Source organism: Mesorhizobium sp. B2-1-3, from assembly GCF_006442495.1.
Lineage (GTDB): Bacteria > Pseudomonadota > Alphaproteobacteria > Rhizobiales > Rhizobiaceae > Mesorhizobium.
On sequence record NZ_VFWL01000006.1, the window covers coordinates 172,805 to 192,659 of the forward strand.

The window sequence follows — 19,855 nt, forward strand, 5'->3', positions numbered from 1 at the left end:
CGGCGGCGGCCATCATTCAGCGGCTTGTCCCTTTGCGCCAACGTCATTGGCAACAACGTCGTTTGCGGCACCGATCGGGCCGTCATCCAGCAGGAAACCGCCCGACTGGCGCTGCCAGAGCTGCGCGTAGAGCCCGCCCTTGGCCACCAATTCCTCGTGCGAACCTTCCTCGATGACGCGGCCCTGGTCCATCACCACAAGCCTGTCCATCGCCGCGATGGTCGACAGCCGGTGGGCGATGGCGATGACGGTCTTGCCTTGCATGAGCTTGTAGAGGTTCTCCTGGATGGCCGCTTCCGCCTCGGAATCCAGCGCCGACGTCGCCTCGTCAAGGATAAGTATGGGCGCGTCCTTCAACATAACGCGAGCGATGGCGATGCGTTGCCGCTGGCCGCCGGACAGTTTGACGCCGCGGTCGCCGACATAGGCGTCGAGTCCCTTGCGGCCGCTATGGTCCGAAAGCCCGGCGATGAAGTCCAGCGCCTCGGCGCGCCGCGCAGCCTCGACAAGCATGTCGTCGCTGGCGTCGGGCCGGCCATAGAGGATGTTTTCGCGCACCGAACGATGCAGCAACGAGGTGTCCTGCGTGACCATGCCGATCTGGGCGCGCAGCGAATCCTGTTTCACCGCTGCGATCTCCTGGCCGTCGATCAGGATACGGCCGGCTTCGAGGTCGTAGAACCGCAGCAGAAGATTGACCAGCGTCGACTTGCCGGCGCCGGAGCGGCCGACAATGCCGACCTTCTCGCCCGGCTTCACCGCCAGCGACAGGTTCTCGATGACGCCCTTCTGCTTGCCATAGTGGAAGCGGATGTCCTCGAAGCGTATCTCGCCTTTGGAGACCGTGATCTCCTTCGCACCGGGCCTGTCCTCGACAAGGCGCGGCAGCGAGATCGAGGCGATGCCGTCCTGCACCGTGCCGATATTCTCGAACAGGCCCGACATCTCCCACATGATCCATTGCGACATGCCCCACATCCGCAGAACCAGGCCGATGACCACGGCGACCGCGCCGATCGTCACCGCCTGGCCCAGCCACAGCCACAACGAGATGGCGGTAACCGAGAACAGGAGAAGCGCATTCAGGATGTAGAGCGAGCCGAACAGCACCGTCACCAGCCGCATCGACCGGTAGACCGTGTCGAGGAAGCCCATCATGCCCTCCTTGGCGAAGGAGGCCTCGCGGCGGGCATGGCTGAACAGCTTGACCGTCTGGATGTTGGAGTAGCTGTCGACAACGCGGCCGGTCATGACCGAGCGCGCATTGGCCTGTTCCTCGCCGACCTTGCCCAGCCGAGGAATGAAATAGCGCAGCAGAAGGATGTAGCCGACCATCCACACGCCGAGCGGTGCGGCCAGCCGCCAGTCGGCCGAGCCGACGATGAGCAGCATGCCGAGGAAATAGACGATGACGTAGTTCAGGACGTCGATCACCTTGATCACGCATTCGCGGACGGCGAGCGCCGTCTGCATCAGCTTGGTGGCGATGCGGCCGGCGAATTCGTCCTGGTAGAAGCTCATCGACTGCTTGAGCAGATAGCGATGCACCTGCCAGCGGATACGCATGGGATAGTTGCCCATCAGCGTCTGCTGGTTGAGCAGCGAATGCAGCCATACCGTGCCAGGCAGCGCGAACAGCACGATGAAGGCCATGCTCGCGAGCTTCCAGCCCTCCGTCTGCAGGAAGGTTTCGCGGTTCTGCGCCGAAAGCCAGTCGACGATGCGGCCGAGGAAGCCGAACATCCACACTTCCGCGATGGCGATTGCCGCCACCAGCACCGCATCGACAAGGATATAGGGCCATGCGCCGCGCGTGTAATGCAGGCAGAAGGCAACCAGGGTCTTGGGCGGCTCGACCGGCTCCGCGGCCGGGAACGGATCGAGCCTTTTTTCAAACCAGCTAAACAACAACATAGGTCATGCTCATGAAATCTGTTTCCGCTCACGCGGCGCGTGAACGTGCGAAGTCCTCGGACCGCATTGCGCCGAGGGCCGACGGTCCGGAATCATCCGGACCGTCGGCCCTGCTTCGCGCTATATAGGGGTTCGCGGGCTTTTCGCCGACAGGCTCTTTTGTTGATCCTGACGGTGCGGTGTCGACAAGGCGGATCTTCGCGCCCGGCCGGATCGCCCGGATGAGACGGCGCACCAACGAGGGCCGGCTCGGGTCGGGAACCGCGCGCGAGAAATCGACATCCGGCAGCATGCCGCGATGCGGACGCCGGCGAACCTCGGCGTGGACCGCCGACGAATAGGTTTCGCCGATCAGCAGCGCCCAGGTCGGCAGCCGGTGGATATGCAGGCTCCTCGAGCCCGGTATTCTGTAGGGATCGAACATCGGTCCGTCCTCCGTGCGAAAATAGAGATAAAAAGGGTGTTCGACGTCCTGCCGCGGGATCGGCAGCTGATCAGTCGAGACGCGTTGGGGCGGGGCCATCGGCCCCTTCGGCAGCTTGAAAAACATCGCAGGATTCCTTCGAAGACCAGGGAATGGTTTCGGCGGAAATCGGTGCGGAAGCGTCTAAGAGATCAGGAGAACCGTCGTACCGAAACCGCCAGCGGGCATGTAGGCCCACGGAGAGGGTGCTGGATGTGCATGGCCATCATGAATTACCCCTCCTTCGGTTCGGGTTGACAATGTACGCTGTATACCCGACTTCGCAGAAAATGGCCACCCGCAGGTCCAGCAATTTCCAAAACCGCGAAGCCGCTGTGGCCGATTTGCCACTTAATAGAAGGATGCGGAAATGAACGACCGTCTCCGCATCGCCCTCTACCAGCCTGACATCGCCGGCAACACCGGCACAATCCTGCGCTTCGCCGCCTGCCTCGGGATCGGCGTCGACATCATCGAACCGGCCGGCTTTCCGCTCTCCGATAAAGCGCTCAGGCGCGCCGGCATGGATTACCTCGAAATGGCTGCCCTGACCCGGCATGTCGACTGGCACGCCTTCGAGGAGTGGCGCAAGGCCCGCGCGCGCCGGCTGGTGCTGCTGTCGACCAAGGCCGCGACCCCATACACCAGCTTCAACTTCGCCACTGGCGATATCCTTTTGTTCGGCCGTGAATCCGCAGGCGTGCCGGATCCGGTCCATCAGGCGGCGGACGCGCGGCTGACGATCCCGATGCAGGCCGGCGCGCGCAGCATCAATGTGGCGCTCTCCGCCGCCATGGTGGCCGGCGAAGCCACGCGACAACTGGGCCAGAATGCCATCCGCTGAAGCGGCGGCCACGGTCCCGCCGGCGCCCGCGACACTGCCCTCGCCCGTCATTCTCACCCAGGCGCACATCGCCATCTCCTGTCGTTTGCATGTCGATGGCTTCTTCGCTACAAGCTCAACTTAACTTGAGGTCAAGCGGAAAAGTGCGAGATGGCGCCAGCAGCGGAATTAACGGTTGGCCAAGTGGCCGCGCGCAGCGGTGTCGCGGTGTCGGCGCTGCATTTCTACGAAGCTCGCGGCCTGATCCGCAGCCACCGCACGTCAGGCAACCAGCGCCGCTACGGCCGCGACGTGCTGAGGCGCGTGGCCATCATCAAAATCGCGCAGGAGGTCGGCATTTCGCTGGCCGAGATAGCGACGGCGCTTCAATCCCTGCCCGAGGGCCGCACCCCGACGCGCGACGACTGGCGCCTGCTGTCGACCGCCTGGCGCGACGGGCTCGACCGCAAGATCGGTCAATTGAAGAAATTGCGCGACGGGCTGACCGACTGCATCGGCTGCGGCTGCATGTCGATCGACAAATGTCCGCTCCGCAACAAGGATGACCGGCTGGCCAGGGAAGGAACAGGGGCGAGAAGGCTGGTTCTTCCTTCTCTCGGTTCACGGAGAGAAGGTGCCTGAGCGTAGTGAAGGCGGATACAAGGGGCGACGCCTGTATTGGGTTGTCCCCGTAAACAGGGCGAGGAATTCTAATCCGCCGCCGGCAGGCGCCTTATGGTGAATTCGATCAAATCGCCCGGCCGTTCGAACCAGCTTTCGATCTCGGTCCAGTAGGCCTGCTTGGGGAAGCGCTCGAACCATTCCTTTGCCTTGAGGCGAGCGTCCGAACGCGGCAGGACGAAGGTTTCGCGCAAAAATCCGTCGCGCGGCATGCGCGCGCGTTCAGCCCGGCTTTGATCGAGCCTTTTCTTCAGGCCATCCAACGGCGGTCTTGCCGGGGTGCGCACGAAGGTCTCCTTGCTCCGATCAGATCAGGCTTGACCCTTTCCCCTAAGAGATTAGGGATCGCGCCGGCAAAAGACGAGTCATTTGTAGGGGCCGGCCGCCCCGAAACCGGAGACAGCACTTGGAACGACCTGAAATACCGGTTGGCCTGCCCGCCGACATCGAAGAAAAGAAGATGAAGGCACGGCTGTGGTTCGAGGCGCTGCGAGAACGCATCTGCGGCGCCTTCGAGCAGATCGAGCAGGATCTCCAGGGCCCGCTCGCTTCATGGTCGCCGGGCCGGTTCGAAAGGACGCCGTGGGAGCGTGACTCCGGCAAGGGCGGTGGCGGAACCATGTCGATGATGCACGGCCGAGTCTTCGAGAAGGTTGGCGTCCACACCTCGACGGTTTACGGCGAATTCTCGCCCGAATTCAGGAAGCAGATGCCCGGCGCCGAGGAGGACCCGCGCTTCTGGGCATCCGGCATTTCGCTGATCGCGCACCCTTGGAACCCCAACGTTCCGGCCGTGCACATGAATACGCGCATGGTCGTCACCTCGCGCCACTGGTTCGGCGGCGGCGCCGACCTCACCCCGGTGCTCGACCGACGCCGCACACAGGATGACCCCGACACAATGGCCTTCCACCGCGCCATGCAGTTCGCCTGCGAGAAGAACGCCGGCATCGCCGACCATGCGAAATTCAAGGCCTGGTGCGACGAGTATTTCTTCCTTCCGCATCGCAACGAGCCGCGCGGCACCGGCGGCATCTTTTTCGACTGGCTGCATTCGGGCGAGGACAAAGGCGGCTGGAATGCCGACTTCAACTTCGTCCAGGATGTCGGGCGCGCTTTTCTCGTCGTCTATGGCCATCTCGTGCGAGGCAATTTCAACGAGAACTGGACTGATGGCGACCGCGACGAACAGCTCATCCGCCGCGGCCGTTATGTCGAGTTCAACCTGCTTCATGATCGCGGCACCATTTTCGGCCTGAAAACCGGCGGCAATGTCGCCTCGATTCTCTCCAGCCTGCCGCCGGAGGCCCGCTGGCCGTAAAAAGATGGTGAGCGCGCCGTGAGCCGCATTGATGTCCCATTCGCTTCGAAATGGGCATCGAATGTGGCGCGGGAGCCGTCGCAAAGTTTCTTTTTCGTCTAATAGGCTTCGGAAAAGACTGGGCTATTTGTCGGGACGGGTCGGGAAGCGCCGGCGGTTCGCCTGCGCAATTCCAGGAGTGCAGAGCGGTGCTCCGTCGGAATTGCGTCAGAACGAAGCGGATCGCGACTCGACGCAACCGGACGGCCCAGGACGATGCGGGACACCTCTGCCAAAAGGGTGCCCGCGCTTTCCAGGAGTACTTCGCAATGCGCAAGATCATTGTTTCGGCCGCAGCGGCTGCCCTTCTTGCTTCCGGTTCGGTGGCATTCGCCGCCGTCAAGCACACCACCGGCACGATCAAGACCTTTGATACGGCGGCCAAAAGCCTGGTTCTCGACAATGGATCGTCTTTTACGCTTCCCCGGACCTTCAAGGATCCTGGCCTGAAGGTCGGCGAGAAGGTCAGAGTTTCATGGGACATGAGCGGCAAGGATAAGGTTGCCGAGGCAGTCAAGATCATGAAGTGATGACCTGCCCATAGGGGTGGCGTAAGAGGGCGGAGCAGCGCTGCTCCGCCTTTTTGTCGTTGACGGCAATCAATGCCACCCCATCTGTGTTATGGTTTCACCCGCTCGTGGTCCAACCAGTCTCAAGGTCGGACAACGGGCCAAGAAGATGCGGAGTCCCTGCCGCCTTTTGCAGGACGGTCGACCGGACTCCATGGAGGAAAAGGAGAAATCCCATGAAGGAATTCCACTGCGGCTCGCTCGTTCCAGGTTGTGAATGGCACACGCGCGCCGAGGAGGAAGCCGAGGTCATGCGCCGTGCCGTCGAACATATGCGCGAGACGCATGGCGAGACGATCATCCGCGAAACGATGATCGAAGCGATCCGCTCGCGCATCGAGAAGGTCCGCGACGCCGCCTGATTTGGAGCAAGTACCGGAAATCGTGGCGATTTCCGCCCGGATTGCGTTGACGAATGCTTTATCCGGCCTTCAGGGCCTGCGCGGCGCGCTTGAGCAGCGCGTCGCGATCGGGCCCAAACCCGGCATCGACCCATTCCGCTTCGAGATTCCTGAGGATCGCGCCGAGTTTTGGCCCGGGCATCCCCCCGATCGCCGTCAGATCGGCGCCCTTGAGCGGAAACAGGGGCCTTTCCCATCTCAATGCGAAGGCGAGAAGTCGGGAAAAGCCGCCTGCCTCGATGAGCGCATCGGTCTGGTCCACCGCGCGCACCCGTGCCGCTGCGAGTGACAGGCGAAGCCGGTCGACGACCCCCTGCCGGTCGCCGCGGTAGAGCGTCTTGGCCAGTTCGCCTTCGGTCGTTTTCGGCTCGATTCCCGGCGTAAGCGCCCAGTCGCGCAAACGGTTTGCTTCCGCCGTCGACAGTCTCAGCCGCTCGGCCAGCGTCTTCATGCGCGCCGCATCCGGCGGCACGATCGCCTCCAGCCTGAGCAGCGGGTCCGCGGTCCAGCCCAGATCCTTCTCGGCTCTGGCCAGGCCGTGGATCGCGTCGATGCCCCATTTCTCGCTTTCCGGCAGCACGCTGGTCAAAACGCTCGCCTGCCGCATCCACAACAGCGCGCGGGACGGATCGGCCGCCGACAACAGTTTCTTGAGTTCGGACCAGACGCGCTCGGCCGAGAGCTGCACGAGCCCTCCCTTCAGCCGGGCGCAAGCCTTCAGCCCCTCGGCGTCCGGCCGGCCTTCGCCATACCAGGCGAAGAAGCGGAAAAAGCGCAGGATACGCAGATAGTCCTCACGGATGCGCGCTTCCGGATCGCCGATGAAGCGCAGCCGGCGCCCCTCTATGTCGGCGACACCGCCGACCAGATCAACGACCGTACCGTCGGCTTCCGCGTAGAGCGCGTTGATGGTGAAGTCGCGCCGCTCGGCGTCAAGCTTCCAGTCTCGCCCGAACGACACCTTGGCGCGGCGGCCGTCGGTCTCGATATCCGCGCGCAGCGTGGTGATTTCATAAGGCTTGCCGCCGGCAATCACGGTGATCGTGCCGTGCTCGATGCCGGTCGGAACCGTCTTGAACCTCGCCGCCTCGGCGCGGCGGATCGTCTCCTGCGGCAGGCAGGTGGTGGCGATGTCGATGTCGGCGACGGGCTGGCCGATCAGCGTGTTGCGCACCGCGCCGCCGGCGACCCGCGCTGCCTCGCCGCCACTCGCCAGAATGGCAAGCAGGCGCTGCAGATGCTTGTCGCCGAGCCAGTCGGCCCTGTCAGCGATCGAGACCTTCACCCATAGAGCCTTTCATAGAGCGTGCGGATGATGCCGGCGGTGACGCCCCAGATGCGCCGGTCGCCATAGGGCATGTCATAGAAGAACCATTCGAGATCGTTCCAAATGCGGCTGTCCCTGATGTGGTTGGCCGGATCCATGAGGAAGCGCAGCGGCACTTCGAAGGCCAAGTCGACCTCCTCGGCATTGAGCGTCAGCTGGAAAGGCGGCCGCACGATGCCCAGCACCGGCGCGATCCTGTAACCACTGCCCGCGACATAATCGGGCATGCGGCCGATGACCTCGATATGGTCCCGGCCAAGGCCGATCTCCTCGAAAGCCTCGCGCAGCGCCGCCGCTTCCGGACTGGCGTCGGTCGGATCGATCGTCCCGCCGGGAAAGGCCACCTGCCCGGAATGGTTGCGCAGCGTCTCGGCCCGCTTGGTCAAAAGAACCGTGGCATCGTCCTGGTGATCGACGATCGGGATCAGCACCGCCGCTTCGCGCAGCGGTTTCGCCCGGTGGAGGCGCGGATGGCCTGGATTGAAGCGATGATCGCCATAGTCGTCGCCGGCATGCGCCTGCGGCTGCGCGGCAAAGCGCGCGCGCAGATCGGCAATGGAAAAGGGCGTCGGCGTCACCTGGTCCATCATGAACTGTCCGTCACGCGCTCAGCTGCCTCAGCCTGTCGGCCGGCATGATCGGATAGGCCTGGCCTTTCGAACGAACGGCAAACATCAACCTGCCGCCGATCTCGATCTCCTCGCCATGCTCGACCAGTTCGTACATCACCGGCCGCGCCACCAGCGCCTCCAGCCGCCCGCGCACCAGCACATAAGGCTTCAGCCCGCCGGTCTCGTGCTCGTCGACGAAGCGCAGCGGCCGCTCCGGTCCGGCCTCGACGACGTCGCCGACATTGGTGCGGAACGTGATGATCTGGCCCTCGCCGCTGCCCGAGACATCCATCTCGACGGCGATGAAGGGTGCGTCGGCGACGCGGATGCCGACCTTTTCCACCGGCGTCACCAGATAGGTCCTGCCGTCCGCGTCCTTGCGCAGCACCGAGGAAAAAAGCTGTACCAGCGGCATGCGGCCGATCGGCGTGCCGAGATAGAACCAGGTGCCGTCAGCCTTGATTTCCATATCCAAATCGCCGCAGAAGTCAGGATTCCAGCGCTCCACCGGGGCCGGCCCCTTGCCGGCGCGGGCCGCACGCGAGATCAGCGCCTCGAGGCCGCGCGCCTCGGTCGCGGCCGCCAGGCTTTGCTGTCTTTGTTCGGAGCCCTCTGCCATCGTCACGAAATAGTCACTGTTGTTGCGCTTGTCAGCCTAACTCTGTGATTTAAATTTGAAGGCAGGCGCCAGACGGAGCCGAATCGCGGCATTCTGCGTCAAGCTGGTATTTCCAACCACAAGGATCGATGCTGCATGAGCGTGATGGTCAAGGAAAGCCCGATCAGCGAAAAAGACATGATCGCCGAGGCCGAGAAGGCGCTGGCCGACATTTCCAGGGTCCGCGACGGGGTCGGTCGCATCATCTTCGGCCAGGAAAGTGTCGTCGAACGCGCTCTGGTGGCGCTTCTGGCCGGCGGCCACGCGCTGCTGGTCGGCGTGCCGGGCCTCGCCAAGACCAAGCTGGTCGAGACGCTGGGCATCGTGCTCGGCCTCGATTCGCGCCGCATCCAATTCACCCCCGACCTGATGCCCTCGGACATTCTCGGCTCCGAGGTGATGGAGCAGGACGAATTCGGCAAGCGCTCCTTCCGCTTCATTTCCGGGCCGATCTTCGCGCAATTGCTGATGGCCGACGAGATCAACCGCGCCTCGCCGCGCACCCAGTCGGCGCTGCTGCAGGCCATGCAGGAGTATCACGTCACCATTGCCGGTGCCCGCCACGACCTGCCCTCGCCTTTCCATGTGCTCGCGACGCAAAACCCGCTGGAACAGGAAGGCACCTATCCGCTGCCCGAGGCACAGCTCGACCGTTTTTTGATGCAGGTCGACATCCTCTATCCCGAACTCGAGGCCGAGCGCCGCATCCTTTTGGAAACCACTGGGGTCGAGGACGCGAAGGCACAGAATGTGCTGCAGCCGGCGCGGCTGAGGGATATTCAGACGCTGATCCGCCGCATGCCGGTGCCTGAAAGCGTGGTCGAGGCAATCCTGGCCCTGGTGCGCTCGGCGCGCCCCGGCCAGGGCAATGCCGAAACCGACAGGCATGTCGCCTGGGGCCCGGGTCCCCGCGCCAGCCAGGCACTGATGCTGTGCACGAGGGCGCGCGCGCTCTATGATGGGCGGCTGGCGCCGTCGGTCGACGATGTGCGTGCTCTGGCCGAGCCGGTGCTCCAGCACCGCATGGCGCTGACCTTCGCCGCCCGCGCCGAAGGCACCAGCGTGCGCGATGTGGTGGCCAAGCTCGTGAAAGGGATTTGATGGCGCGCATCGGCGAGCTCCAGGCTCCGGCAGCGACGCGCGACGCGCTCGCCCGCGGCCGGTTGCGGGCTTCGCTCGTGCCCGACTTGCTGGTCGAGGCGCGCCGCATCGTCAACACCGTGATCGCCGGCTGGCATGGCCGCCGCAAGCGCGGCATCGGCGAGAATTTCTGGCAGTTCCGGCCCTATGTCGAAGGCGATTCCTCGCGCATCGACTGGCGCCGCTCGGCTCGCGACGACCACACCTATGTGCGCGACCGCGAATGGGAAGCTGCCCATACGGTGTGGCTGTGGGCCGACCCCTCACCGTCCATGCTCTACAAATCGACCGGTGCCGCCGTTTCCAAGCAATCGCGCGGCCTGGTGCTGGCGCTGGCCATGGCCGAGCTGCTGTCGCGCAGCGGTGAGCGCATCGCCTGGCCCGGCCTTACCGATCCGTTCACCGCCCGCAACGGCGCCGAGCGCATCGCCGCCCAGCTCATGCATGCCGGCGACTTGCCGGCCAAGCCCGATCTCTCCGGCATCCGCCGCTTCTGCGACATCGTCATCGCCAGTGATTTCCTCGACCCGGTCGAGGAAACCATGGCCTGGCTCGACGTGCTCGCCCGCCATGGCGTGCGCGCGCATCTGATTGAGGTCGCCGACCCGGCCGAGGAGACATTCCCCTATGCCGGCCGCACCGAATTCACCGACCCGGAGAGCGGCGACAAGCTGACCGCCGGCCGCGCCGAGATGCTGGCCGATGAGTATCGCCTGCTCTATGGCGCCCGACGCCAGGAACTGGCCAGCTGGTGCAAGCGGCTCGGCTGGAGCTTCACCGTCAACCACACGGATCGGCTGGCTTCCGACGCCCTGGTACGCCTGCACATGGCGATGACGGATGGCGGTCAGCCCGGGCTGACCGCCATTGGCCACGTCGGCATGATCGCCGGTGGCGATCAGCCCAGGCCGATCGCTGGCGATCGTGGCGGCATGATCGCTGGTGGCGATCAGCCAGGAAAGGCCGTCGCATGAGCTGGCTGCCGCTTTTCTTTGGCGCGCCCATGTTGCTGTGGGGTCTTTTGGCGCTGCCGGTGATCTGGTGGCTGCTCAGGCTGACCCCGCCCAGGCCGCAGACCGAGGTGTTTCCGCCGCTGAAGATCCTGGCGCGCGTGCTGAAGCGCGAGGAAACCCCGCAGCAGAGCCCCTGGTGGCTGACGCTGCTCAGGCTGCTGATGGCGGCGCTCATCGTCGCCGCCCTTGCCGAACCGGTCTTCAATCCGCGCGAGAAACTGCCGGCCGAGGGCGCGGCCCTGGCGCTGGTCGTCGACAATGGCTGGGCAAGCGCCGCCGACTGGAACAAGCGCATCGCAACCGCCGAGCGGCTGATCGCCGACGCCGGTTCGAACGGCGTGCCGGTCATCATCGCCTTCACCGCCGAAAAACCCAATGCCGAGATCGGCCCCTTCGATGCGGCCGCGGCGCTCGACCGCCTGCGCGCGGCAAAGCCGCGGCCGATCCCGACCGACCGGCCGGCGGTCTACGCCCGCGTCGCCGCCGCCCTGGAGCGCCTGCCGGGCGCCAGCGTCGCCGTGCTGGCCGACGGACTGGCGGCGAAGGGCGACGAGGCCGCCTTCAACACGCTCCTGTCCAAAAACGCCGCCCGCGTCGTGTGGGCCGTTGCCGACCGGATGTCGCTGACCGGCCTGACAGGCGCCGAGAACGACGTCGACGGTTTTGCCCTCGCCGCCATCCGCGCGCCCGGCGATGCGGCCCCGGCGCAAGTCACCGCTGGCGCCTTCGACGACAAGGGCCGCCGCATCGCCGATGCGACGCTGACTTTCGCACCCGGCCAATCCACCGCCACCGGCACCATGGCGGTGCCGTTCGAGCTGCGCAACGATTTCGCCTCGATCGCGCTCGATGGCGAGCGTCAGGCGGGCGCGGTGCGCGTGCTGGACGAAAGCTCCAAGCGCCGCCGCGTCGGACTCCTATCGCAGGCCGAGGCCGACCAGGCGCAGCCGCTTCTGTCGCCGCTCTACTATATCAGGCGCGCGCTCCAGCCCTTCGCCGACCTGGTCGAACCTTCCAGCGCCGACCTGGCCGACGCCATTCCGCAGATCCTCGACCAGAAGCCGGCGATGATCGTCATGGCCGATATCGGCACCATTCCCGCACAGATCAGGCCAAGGCTCGTCGACTGGGTTGAAAAGGGCGGCACCCTGGTGCGTTTCGCCGGGTCGCGGCTGGCCGCCGCCGGCAATGACGACGACCTGCTGCCGGTGCGTCTGCGCACCGGCGAACGCTCGCTCGGCGGCGCATTGTCATGGACCACGCCGCAGCCGGTCACCGAATTCCCCAAGGCTGGCCCCTTCGCCGATCTGGCGCCGCCGACCGAGGTGACCGTTTCCAGGCAGGTGCTGGCCGAACCGACGCCCGATATCGTCGAGCGCACCTGGGCAGCGCTTGCCGACGGCACGCCTCTGGTCACCGGCCTGAAGAAGGGCAAGGGCACGCTCGTGCTGTTCCACGTCACGCCCGAAGCAACCTGGTCGAACCTGCCGATCTCAGGCAGCTTCGTCGAGATGCTGCGCCGCATCGTGCAGCTGTCGCGCAACCAGGGAGCCGCCATCGCCAATGCCGAAGCCGCCGCCACCTCGCTGGCGCCCTACCGCATGATAGCGGCCGACGGAATGCTGGTGCCGCCGACGCCGGATGCGCGCCCGCTGGTGCCGGGCGCCGGTACACTGCCGGTGACCTTCGAAAACCCGCCCGGCCTCTATGGCTCGGAAGCCGGCGTTTTCGCCCACAATTTGCTCGATGCGACAAGCACGCTTGCGCCGCTGGCGCGCCCGCAAATCACTGTCCCGGTCACCACAATTCAGTATGCCTTTGACGAATCGCGTAATTTGAAGGGCGCGCTGGTGGCCGCCGCGCTGGCGCTGATGGTGCTCGATACGCTGGCGGTGTTCTGGATGGGCGGCCTGTTGACGCGCAGGCCGCGCCGCGCTGCGGCCGTAACCACCATGGCGGCCATTCTGATCGGGCTCGGCGCGCTGTTCGGCCATGTCGGCCCCGCGCGCGCCGACGATGCCAAGCCTGGCGACACCGCCGCCATAGAGGACATCTCCAAGACCCGGATCGCCTATGTGCTGACCGGCGTGCCCGGCGACGATTCGATCAGTCGCGCCGGGCTCGAGGGCCTGACCCGCTTCCTCATCGAGAAGACCGCGCTCGAGCCGGGCGCGCCGGCCGGCGTCGACATCTCCAAGGACGAGCTTTCGTTCTTTCCCCTCATCTATTGGCCGATCGATCCGGCCGCAGCCATGCCCAGCCAGGCCGCGATTGCCCGTATCGATGCCTATATGCAGCAGGGCGGCACCGTGCTGTTCGACACGCGCGACCAGTTCGCCAACGGCATCGGCGCCGACTCGACCAGCCCCGCCACCGAGCGGCTGCGCGACATCCTCGGCAACCTCAACGTGCCGCCGCTGGAGCCGGTGCCGTCGGATCATGTGCTGACCAAATCCTTCTTTATCCTGCCCGAATTCCCCGGCCGCTTCGCCGGCAGCCCGCTCTGGGTCGAGGCATCGCTCGACGCCAGCAATGCCGAAAACCGGCCGGTGCGTACCGGTGACGGCGTCTCGCCGATCATGATCACCGCTAATGATTTCGCCGGCGCCTGGGCCGTCGACGAGAATGGCGACCCGCTGCTGCCGACCGTGCCCAACGACCCGATGCAGCGCATCTATGCGTTGCGCGCCGGGGTCAACATCATGATGTACATGCTGACCGGCAACTACAAATCCGACCAGGTGCACGTGCCCATATTGCTTGAACGGTTGGGCCAGTAAGATGACGCTCCTTCTTGCGCTCGCTCCCCGGATCGGCCCTCCCTGCAAGGGGGAGGGTAAGGCATGAACTGGTCGATCTCCTTCGAACCGCTGATCTCCTGGCCGCTGCTGGCCCTTGTGCTGGTGCCGCTGGCCCTGCTCGCGGCCGTCGGCCTGTGGTTTCGCCAGCGCGGCGCGGTCCTGCGCCTCGTCGCATTGCTGGCGCTCGCCGCCGCTCTCTTCAATCCGGTGTTCCTCAACGAGGAGCGCGAGCCGCAGCAAAGCGTGGTTGCCCTGATCGTCGACCGGAGCCAGAGCCAGGACATCGGTGAACGGACCAAACAGACCGACGAGGCGCTGGCCGGGCTTGAGCAGCGCCTCGGCCGCTTCAAGCAGTTCGACGTCCGCGTCGTCGAGGCCGGCAAGTCGGAAGCCGCCGAGGAACGCACGGAAACGCGGCTGTTCGGCGCGCTCGAAAACGCCTTCCGCGACGTGCCGCCCTCGCGCATCGGCGGCGCCGTCATGATCACCGATGGCGAAGTGCATGACGCACCCGCCGGCGCGCCTGATTTCAATGCCCCGCTGCACGCCTTGATCACCGGCAACGACCACGAGAAGGATCGCCGCATACGTTTCGAGAACGCGCCCCGCTTCGCCCTCGTCGGCAAGCCGCTCGATATGACCTATCGCGTCATTTCAACCAGCAACGAGACCGGGCCGGTCGATGTGCGCGTTTCGGTCAATGGCGAGCAGGTCGCTGTCGAGCATGCCACCGTCGGCCAGGCCATGCCGCTGCACGTGACCATTCCCGGCGCTGGGCGCAACATCATCGAACTCGCCATCGATCGCGAGCCGGGCGAGCTCACCGACACCAACAACCGCGCCATCGCGCTGGTCGACGGCATTCGCGAGAACCTGCGCGTGCTGCTCGTCTCTGGCGAGCCGCATGCGGGCGAGCGCACCTGGCGCAATCTGTTGAAATCCGACGCCTCGGTCGATCTCGTCCATTTCACCATCCTGCGGCCACCGGAGAAGCAGGACGGCACGCCGATCAACGAATTGTCGCTGATCGCCTTCCCGACGCGGGAACTGTTCGTCGAGAAGATCAAGGATTTCGACCTGATCATCTTCGACCGCTACCAGCACCGCGACGTGCTGCCGATCCTCTATTACGACTACATCTCCGAATATGTCGAAAAAGGCGGCGCGCTGCTGATTGCGGCCGGACCCGAATATGCCGGTGAAAGCTCGATCGCGCGCACGCCGCTGATGTCGGCGCTGCCGGCGATGCCGACCGGCGAGGTCGTCGACAAGGCGTTCTACCCACGCCTCACCGACATCGGCCAGCGCCATCCGGTGACGCGCGGTCTCGACGGTTCTGCCAGCGAGCCGCCGCACTGGAGCCGCTGGTTCCGCACCATAGGCGTGCAGAATCCCGAAGGCGAGGTGGTGATGAAGGGGGCCGACAACCGGCCGCTGCTCCTGCTCGACCGCAAGGGAGAAGGCCGCGTCGGCATGCTTCTGTCCGACCAGGGCTGGCTGTGGGCGCGCGGCTTCGAAGGCGGCGGCCCGCATGTCCAGCTCTACCGCCGCATCGCCCACTGGCTGATGAAGGAGCCAGAGCTCGAGGAGGAACGGCTGACCGCCGACGGGCGCGGCATGGTGCTGGAAATCCGCCGCCAGACCATGGCCGACGACCCCGGCCCGGCCCAGATCATTACGCCCTCCGGCAAGACCATTACCGTCAAGCTCGAGAAATCCGAACCCGGTGTCTTCCTGGGCAGCGCCCAGACCTCCGAGATCGGCCTCTACCAGGTCGGCAATGGCGACCTTACCGCGCTCGCCCATGTCGGGCCGGTCAACGCACCCGAATTCGCCGACGTCGTTTCCACGCAGGACCGGCTGAAGGCTCCCGCCGAAGCCACCGGCGGCAGCGTTCGCAGGCTTGCGGGATCGACCCTTGGAGGCGGCGACGTGACCTTGCCCTCGATCGTCCCCGTACGGTCCTCGGGAGAAGCGTCCGGCGCCGACTGGATCGGCCTGCGCACCACCGACGACAGCGTGCTCAAGGCGGTCTCGCGCGTTCCGCTGTTCGGCGGCTTTCTCGGCCTCGGCCTGCTGCTGCTGGCGATGGGTTCGATGTGGTACCGCGAAGGACGATAGGAGCATTTTCCCTCCTCCCCTTGTGGGAGAAGGGAAGAAACCTGCTCTACTCTTCCGGCTCCGTCGTGAACATCAGCGGATAGCCCTTGGCCTTGCCGGCGTCGGTGGCCCGTGTCGCCTTTGTCTCGGCGACGTCCTTGGTGAAGACGGCGACGACGCAGACGCCGCGCCGATGCGCCGTGATCATCACCCGATGCGCCTGGTCTTCGCTGAGCTTGAACTCGCCCTTCAGCACCGTCACCACGAATTCACGCGGCGTGAAATCGTCATTGAGCAGGATGACCTTGTAGAGCTTCGGCCGCTCAGTCTTGGGTAGGGTCTGCGTACGGGGTTTTGTCGTGATTTCAGGCATGGGAACCGGCAATTGCGCGAGCCTCGGCTACGCCCCTATTTTCGCACGGGCGAAAGCGAGCGTCCAATCACAGAGCTATGTGGGAAATGTGGCCCGCGGTTCAACGGCCCTGGCGGCCGAAGCCGCGCCGGGAGGGCAAGTTTCCGGCCGCATCCGACCGGCGTTCCATCCAGGATGCGACCGGCCAGGCGACGACGCAGATCAGCGTCACGCTGAAAAGTGCAATGAGCAGCCAGGTCTGCGCGGGCGTGATGTAATCCCAGTCGGTGGAAATCACAGGCGCGAACAGTGACGGCTCGGTGCGGCCGCTGGCCGGATCCGGCACGGGACTGGCGGTGAGCAGGATCATAAGCCGGGCGGCGCCGGTGGCGACCAGGCCGCCGAACACGATCGAGCGCAGAATGGACGAAAGCCGCCTCTTCATGCGGATTGTCCTACGGCGCCGGCCTTGCAATCGGGTTAAGGCCGATCGAGACAAAACCGCCGGCGCCGGCTTCGGCCACATCGTTCGGACCTGTCCGTTCGCTTCACTGCCGATACACGGCCTTCGGCTTTTTCGGACAGGAAGAAGGCCGCTCCAGCAAAACGCGACTGGAGCGGCCTTGTCATAAGGCAGGCAGTGTGCCCGACCTGGATTAAGCCTTCGGAGCGACCTTCTTGTCGGTCTTCTTGACAGTCTTCTTCGCCTTCTTGTGCTTCTTGGCAACGACCTTCTTCACCGGAGGCTTGGCGGTCGTGGTCGCCGGAGCGGTGGTCGTCGAGGAAGCAGCCGGAGCGGCGGTCGTGGTGGCAGCGGCGTTGCCGAGAGCCGGCATGGCGAAGGCGAGAGCAACGGCGAGACCGGTGGCGGAGAGGATGGACTTTTTCATGGCTTCATTTCCTTTTCATGCGGGTCGGGTTTCGAGTGTCACTGAACCGGGTCGTTCGGTGTCACCCCCAGCAACTTCAAAGCGTTGGCGAGCATCCGGATGCCCTGTGCCTGTTTTTTGGCGGCGCAGTACCGGTTGCCCTTTCTCTGAAGTGCCTTTGCCGCGGTGACCTGCGTTGCCGTGGCATGGGTTTCGAGGGCTTCGTCGAATTGGTGGCTGAGATTGGCACACCGCTCGGTCCGGGTGGTGGGCGTCACTTTTGCATCCGATTGTCCAGCAGCGGCTGTGACGAGCGAAATGCCCATCAACGCACCCAACAAACTGATCGACAACCTTGGCATCGGTTAATCCGTGAACCCGGAGACTTGCGTCGCGGCCAAATGACCTGACCGCCACGGCACCGTTATGCCGGCCTAGTTTTTCAGGAGTTTTTCCCGATTGTAGAATTTTGTTTCTGGATTGTGTCTGTGCGCCCCGGCGGGAGGCTTCCAGCGCATTCGGTGTGGAGATTGCCGGATTTACCTTGCCTTGAAATCCAAGGCACTGGCCAACATATGGCCCGAATTCTATCGTGTGGGTGGCCGCCTGCCGGCTTGGCAGGTCAACGAAGACAGGATCCCCGTGAAATCCGACGCACACATACTGATCGTCGACGACGACAAGGGCATTCGCGACCTGCTGCAGGAGTTCTTCCAGAAGCGCGGTCTGCACACATCGGTTGCCGCCGACGGCACCGAGATGGAAACGATCCTGCGCCGTGCACAGGTCGATCTCATCGTGCTCGACGTCATGCTGCCCGGCAGGAGCGGGCTGGAACTGTGCCGTGACATCCGGGCCCAGTATTCGACGCCGATCATCATGTTGACCGCCGTCACCGAGACGACAGACCGCGTGGTTGGCCTCGAGATGGGCGCCGACGACTATGTGCCCAAACCTTTCGACCCCCGCGAATTGCTGGCCCGCATACGCGCCGTGCTGCGGCGCAACGGCGCCCCCGAGCCCAAGCGCGCCACATCGAAGCAGATCTACCGCTTCGCCGGCTGGACGATGGATTGTTCGCGGCGCCGGCTGACCGCGCCCGACGATGTCAGGGTCGAACTGACCATGGCGGAGTTCAACCTGTTGCAGACCTTCGTCAAGAGCGCACAGCGCGTGCTGACCCGCGACCAGCTCATCGAACTCTCCGGCGGCGACAGCGATTATTCCTTCGACCGCAGCATCGACATCCTGGTCAGCCGGCTGCGGCGCAAGATGGAAGATGATCCCAAGACGCCCAAGCTGATCCTGACGGTGCGCAGCGGCGGCTATCAGTTCCTCCCCGAAACGACTTCCGAATGAGACGTTTCCTGCCGCAGACCCTGCCTGTCTGGGTGCTGCTGATCGTCATTGCCGGCCTGCTGATCAGTCAGGTCGCGACGCTCTACATCGTGTCGCGCGACCGCGCGGCCGCCAATGACGTGGTCGATCTCTACCGCCTCAACGACCGCGCCTATTCGCTGGTGCAGCTGATGCATGCCGCCACGCCCGAGGAACGCAAGGCGACCGCATCCGGCCTGTTCAACGCCACCTATGCTCTCACGGTTTCAGACACCCCCGCGGTCACCTCGTCGATCGCCGGCGACGATGAACTCGCCGAGTTGGAAGACATTCTCGTTGGACGGCTGTCGAAGTTCGGCGTCACCGACGCGCGCGTCCGGCGCGATCCGGCGACGCAGGAATCCGACAGCCCCGGTGGCGAGGTCATGAACAGGGACGTCGGCCAGGTGGAACGCGATCTCCTGGTGCTGGCGGCGAATTTCGCCCAGAGTGACAAGCTGACCGCCTCGCTGCGCTTCGCCGACGGCCAATGGCTGAACTTCACCGAGCCGATCACGCCGGTCGGCCCGATCCTGAGCTTCGACAGCCTGCCGCTCTATTCGCTGATAGCGGGGCTGGTGGTGATCATGTCGATCTGGTCGCTGCGCCGGCTGACCGCGCCCTACCGAATGATGGAAACCGCCGTGAACCGGATCGGCAATGACCTCAAGAGCCCGCCGATCGCCGAAAGCGGCAGCCGCGAGGTGCGCGCCGCCGCCAAGGCGATCAACGCCATGCAGGCGAGACTGCGTGAATATGTCGAGGACCGTGAGCACCTGGCCGCCGCGCTGGCGCACGACCTGCGCACGCCGATGACCAGGATGCGGCTGCGCCTGGAACTGTTGCGCAAGTCGGCGGTTCGCGAGGCGCTGGCGCACGATCTCGCCGATGTCGAAAGCATCGCCAGTTCGGTCATCGACTTCGCCACTTTCGAGGTGAACGAGGAAAAGAGCGAGCGCATCGACTTCTGGTCGCTGGTGGAATCGATCGCCGACGGCTACACCGAGGTCTCCTTCGACAATGACGATACGCGCTCGCGCGGCCTGATCTGCATGGCGCGGCCGGTCGCGCTCAAGCGCTGCATCACCAACCTTGTCCAGAATGCCGTCACCTACGGCAAGAAGGCGCATCTCTGCCTGTACCGGTCGGGCGACATGATCACGCTGGCCATACGCGACGAAGGGCCGGGCATTCCGCAAGCCCAGATCGACGCCGTGTTCGGATCTTTCGTACGCCTGGAGCAGTCCCGCAGCCGCCAGACCGGCGGCCTCGGCCTCGGCCTCACCATCGCCCGCAACATCGCCCGTGCCGCCGGCGGCGAGATCCGCCTGTCCAACCATCCGGAGGGCGGCCTGCTGACGGAATTGAGGCTGCCGCTGGCGACTTGAGACAGGAC

21 protein-coding genes are annotated in these 19,855 nt (G+C 64.9%); 11 read left to right on the plus strand and 10 right to left on the minus strand.

Annotated elements, in window-relative coordinates:
• Positions 1-12 precede the first annotated feature (12 nt).
• The gene (locus FJ973_RS12995) at positions 13-1,914 is read right to left on the minus strand and encodes an ABC transporter ATP-binding protein (protein ID WP_140556104.1); all 1,902 of its coding nucleotides are present in this window, start codon (positions 1,912-1,914) and stop codon (positions 13-15) included.
• Between the two features lie 28 nt (positions 1,915-1,942).
• Complete coding sequence (locus FJ973_RS13000) at positions 1,943-2,464, minus strand: hypothetical protein (RefSeq protein ID WP_181165223.1); 522 nt, start codon at positions 2,462-2,464, stop codon at positions 1,943-1,945.
• 283 nt (positions 2,465-2,747) lie between these two features.
• Here FJ973_RS13000 and FJ973_RS13005 point away from each other — a divergent pair, with 283 nt between their 5' ends.
• Positions 2,748-3,221 carry a tRNA (cytidine(34)-2'-O)-methyltransferase gene (locus FJ973_RS13005; protein ID WP_140496042.1) on the plus strand — a complete coding sequence of 158 codons (474 nt, stop codon included), beginning with the start codon at positions 2,748-2,750 and terminating at the stop codon, positions 3,219-3,221.
• Between the two features lie 150 nt (positions 3,222-3,371).
• Positions 3,372-3,842, plus strand: coding sequence for a redox-sensitive transcriptional activator SoxR (gene soxR / locus FJ973_RS13010; protein ID WP_140556106.1), 471 nt, complete (start codon positions 3,372-3,374; stop codon positions 3,840-3,842).
• A gap of 68 nt (positions 3,843-3,910) precedes the next feature.
• Here soxR and FJ973_RS13015 read toward each other — a convergent pair whose 3' ends face one another.
• Positions 3,911-4,168 carry a hypothetical protein gene (locus FJ973_RS13015; RefSeq protein ID WP_023770299.1) on the minus strand — a complete coding sequence of 86 codons (258 nt, stop codon included), beginning with the start codon at positions 4,166-4,168 and terminating at the stop codon, positions 3,911-3,913.
• Positions 4,169-4,287: 119 nt separating this feature from the next.
• Here FJ973_RS13015 and hemF point away from each other — a divergent pair, with 119 nt between their 5' ends.
• The 3 genes from hemF (at position 4,288) to FJ973_RS13030 (ending at position 6,172) form a co-directional block, all read left to right on the plus strand.
• On the plus strand, positions 4,288-5,202 hold the full coding sequence (gene hemF, locus FJ973_RS13020) for an oxygen-dependent coproporphyrinogen oxidase (protein ID WP_140556107.1): 915 nt from the start codon (positions 4,288-4,290) through the stop codon (positions 5,200-5,202).
• Between the two features lie 308 nt (positions 5,203-5,510).
• Entirely contained in the window at positions 5,511-5,771 is a 261-nt protein-coding gene (locus FJ973_RS13025) for a DUF1344 domain-containing protein (protein ID WP_140516926.1), read from the plus strand.
• 215 nt (positions 5,772-5,986) lie between these two features.
• Entirely contained in the window at positions 5,987-6,172 is a 186-nt protein-coding gene (locus tag FJ973_RS13030) for a DUF1059 domain-containing protein (protein ID WP_140496047.1), read from the plus strand.
• Positions 6,173-6,230: 58 nt separating this feature from the next.
• Here FJ973_RS13030 and FJ973_RS13035 read toward each other — a convergent pair whose 3' ends face one another.
• Genes FJ973_RS13035 through FJ973_RS13045 form a run of 3 tightly spaced genes read right to left on the minus strand, consistent with a single transcriptional unit; the run spans position 6,231 to position 8,768 of the window.
• Complete coding sequence (locus FJ973_RS13035; RefSeq protein ID WP_140556109.1) at positions 6,231-7,496, minus strand: CCA tRNA nucleotidyltransferase; 1,266 nt, start codon at positions 7,494-7,496, stop codon at positions 6,231-6,233.
• Positions 7,493-8,125 (minus strand): CoA pyrophosphatase, encoded by a 633-nt coding sequence (locus FJ973_RS13040; RefSeq protein WP_140524963.1) that lies wholly within the window; start codon positions 8,123-8,125, stop codon positions 7,493-7,495. The genes FJ973_RS13035 and FJ973_RS13040 overlap by 4 nt, the downstream gene beginning before the upstream one ends.
• 13 nt (positions 8,126-8,138) lie before the next feature.
• On the minus strand, positions 8,139-8,768 hold the full coding sequence (locus tag FJ973_RS13045; protein ID WP_140517010.1) for a DUF1285 domain-containing protein: 630 nt from the start codon (positions 8,766-8,768) through the stop codon (positions 8,139-8,141).
• A gap of 135 nt (positions 8,769-8,903) precedes the next feature.
• Here FJ973_RS13045 and FJ973_RS13050 point away from each other — a divergent pair, with 135 nt between their 5' ends.
• From FJ973_RS13050 to FJ973_RS13065, 4 genes are all read left to right on the plus strand, one after another.
• Positions 8,904-9,908, plus strand: a complete 1,005-nt coding sequence (locus FJ973_RS13050; RefSeq protein WP_140496049.1) for a MoxR family ATPase — start codon at positions 8,904-8,906, stop codon at positions 9,906-9,908.
• Entirely contained in the window at positions 9,908-10,921 is a 1,014-nt protein-coding gene (locus FJ973_RS13055; protein WP_140516930.1) for a DUF58 domain-containing protein, read from the plus strand. Before FJ973_RS13050 ends, FJ973_RS13055 begins: the two co-directional genes overlap by 1 nt.
• Complete coding sequence (locus FJ973_RS13060; RefSeq protein ID WP_140556111.1) at positions 10,918-13,740, plus strand: DUF4159 domain-containing protein; 2,823 nt, start codon at positions 10,918-10,920, stop codon at positions 13,738-13,740. Before FJ973_RS13055 ends, FJ973_RS13060 begins: the two co-directional genes overlap by 4 nt.
• Positions 13,741-13,803: 63 nt before the next feature.
• On the plus strand, positions 13,804-15,882 hold the full coding sequence (locus FJ973_RS13065; RefSeq protein WP_140496052.1) for a hypothetical protein: 2,079 nt from the start codon (positions 13,804-13,806) through the stop codon (positions 15,880-15,882).
• 46 nt (positions 15,883-15,928) lie between these two features.
• Here the strand turns inward: FJ973_RS13065 and clpS are convergent, their stop codons facing one another.
• The 4 genes from clpS to FJ973_RS13085 all read right to left on the minus strand — a co-directional run bounded on the left by clpS (position 15,929) and on the right by FJ973_RS13085 (position 17,444).
• On the minus strand, positions 15,929-16,234 hold the full coding sequence (gene clpS, locus FJ973_RS13070; RefSeq protein WP_140496053.1) for an ATP-dependent Clp protease adapter ClpS: 306 nt from the start codon (positions 16,232-16,234) through the stop codon (positions 15,929-15,931).
• A gap of 100 nt (positions 16,235-16,334) precedes the next feature.
• On the minus strand, positions 16,335-16,658 hold the full coding sequence (locus tag FJ973_RS13075; RefSeq protein ID WP_140556112.1) for a hypothetical protein: 324 nt from the start codon (positions 16,656-16,658) through the stop codon (positions 16,335-16,337).
• Between the two features lie 211 nt (positions 16,659-16,869).
• Positions 16,870-17,103 carry a hypothetical protein gene (locus FJ973_RS13080; RefSeq protein WP_140496055.1) on the minus strand — a complete coding sequence of 78 codons (234 nt, stop codon included), beginning with the start codon at positions 17,101-17,103 and terminating at the stop codon, positions 16,870-16,872.
• 38 nt (positions 17,104-17,141) lie between these two features.
• Positions 17,142-17,444: a hypothetical protein gene (locus FJ973_RS13085; protein ID WP_140556114.1), complete on the minus strand. Its 303-nt coding sequence runs from the start codon at positions 17,442-17,444 to the stop codon at positions 17,142-17,144.
• Between the two features lie 280 nt (positions 17,445-17,724).
• Between FJ973_RS13085 and FJ973_RS13090 the strand changes: the two genes are divergently transcribed.
• Positions 17,725-18,441 carry a response regulator transcription factor gene (locus FJ973_RS13090; RefSeq protein ID WP_140556209.1) on the plus strand — a complete coding sequence of 239 codons (717 nt, stop codon included), beginning with the start codon at positions 17,725-17,727 and terminating at the stop codon, positions 18,439-18,441.
• Positions 18,438-19,847 (plus strand): ATP-binding protein, encoded by a 1,410-nt coding sequence (locus FJ973_RS13095; protein WP_140516934.1) that lies wholly within the window; start codon positions 18,438-18,440, stop codon positions 19,845-19,847. Before FJ973_RS13090 ends, FJ973_RS13095 begins: the two co-directional genes overlap by 4 nt.
• Positions 19,848-19,855 lie beyond the last annotated feature (8 nt).

Coding starts and splice junctions, on each gene's coding strand:
- FJ973_RS13040 (WP_140524963.1), bottom strand. CDS start 8,125: ATGGACCAGGTGACGCCGACGCCCTTTTCCATTGCCGATCTGCGCGCG.
- FJ973_RS13025 (WP_140516926.1), top strand. CDS start 5,511: ATGCGCAAGATCATTGTTTCGGCCGCAGCGGCTGCCCTTCTTGCTTCC.
- FJ973_RS13005 (WP_140496042.1), top strand. CDS start 2,748: ATGAACGACCGTCTCCGCATCGCCCTCTACCAGCCTGACATCGCCGGC.
- FJ973_RS13000 (WP_181165223.1), bottom strand. CDS start 2,464: ATGTTTTTCAAGCTGCCGAAGGGGCCGATGGCCCCGCCCCAACGCGTC.
- FJ973_RS13050 (WP_140496049.1), top strand. CDS start 8,904: ATGAGCGTGATGGTCAAGGAAAGCCCGATCAGCGAAAAAGACATGATC.
- FJ973_RS13075 (WP_140556112.1), bottom strand. CDS start 16,658: ATGAAGAGGCGGCTTTCGTCCATTCTGCGCTCGATCGTGTTCGGCGGC.
- FJ973_RS12995 (WP_140556104.1), bottom strand. CDS start 1,914: ATGTTGTTGTTTAGCTGGTTTGAAAAAAGGCTCGATCCGTTCCCGGCC.
- FJ973_RS13030 (WP_140496047.1), top strand. CDS start 5,987: ATGAAGGAATTCCACTGCGGCTCGCTCGTTCCAGGTTGTGAATGGCAC.
- FJ973_RS13085 (WP_140556114.1), bottom strand. CDS start 17,444: ATGCCAAGGTTGTCGATCAGTTTGTTGGGTGCGTTGATGGGCATTTCG.
- FJ973_RS13080 (WP_140496055.1), bottom strand. CDS start 17,103: ATGAAAAAGTCCATCCTCTCCGCCACCGGTCTCGCCGTTGCTCTCGCC.
- FJ973_RS13095 (WP_140516934.1), top strand. CDS start 18,438: ATGAGACGTTTCCTGCCGCAGACCCTGCCTGTCTGGGTGCTGCTGATC.
- FJ973_RS13065 (WP_140496052.1), top strand. CDS start 13,804: ATGAACTGGTCGATCTCCTTCGAACCGCTGATCTCCTGGCCGCTGCTG.
- FJ973_RS13055 (WP_140516930.1), top strand. CDS start 9,908: ATGGCGCGCATCGGCGAGCTCCAGGCTCCGGCAGCGACGCGCGACGCG.
- soxR (WP_140556106.1), top strand. CDS start 3,372: ATGGCGCCAGCAGCGGAATTAACGGTTGGCCAAGTGGCCGCGCGCAGC.
- clpS (WP_140496053.1), bottom strand. CDS start 16,234: ATGCCTGAAATCACGACAAAACCCCGTACGCAGACCCTACCCAAGACT.
- FJ973_RS13045 (WP_140517010.1), bottom strand. CDS start 8,768: ATGGCAGAGGGCTCCGAACAAAGACAGCAAAGCCTGGCGGCCGCGACC.
- FJ973_RS13060 (WP_140556111.1), top strand. CDS start 10,918: ATGAGCTGGCTGCCGCTTTTCTTTGGCGCGCCCATGTTGCTGTGGGGT.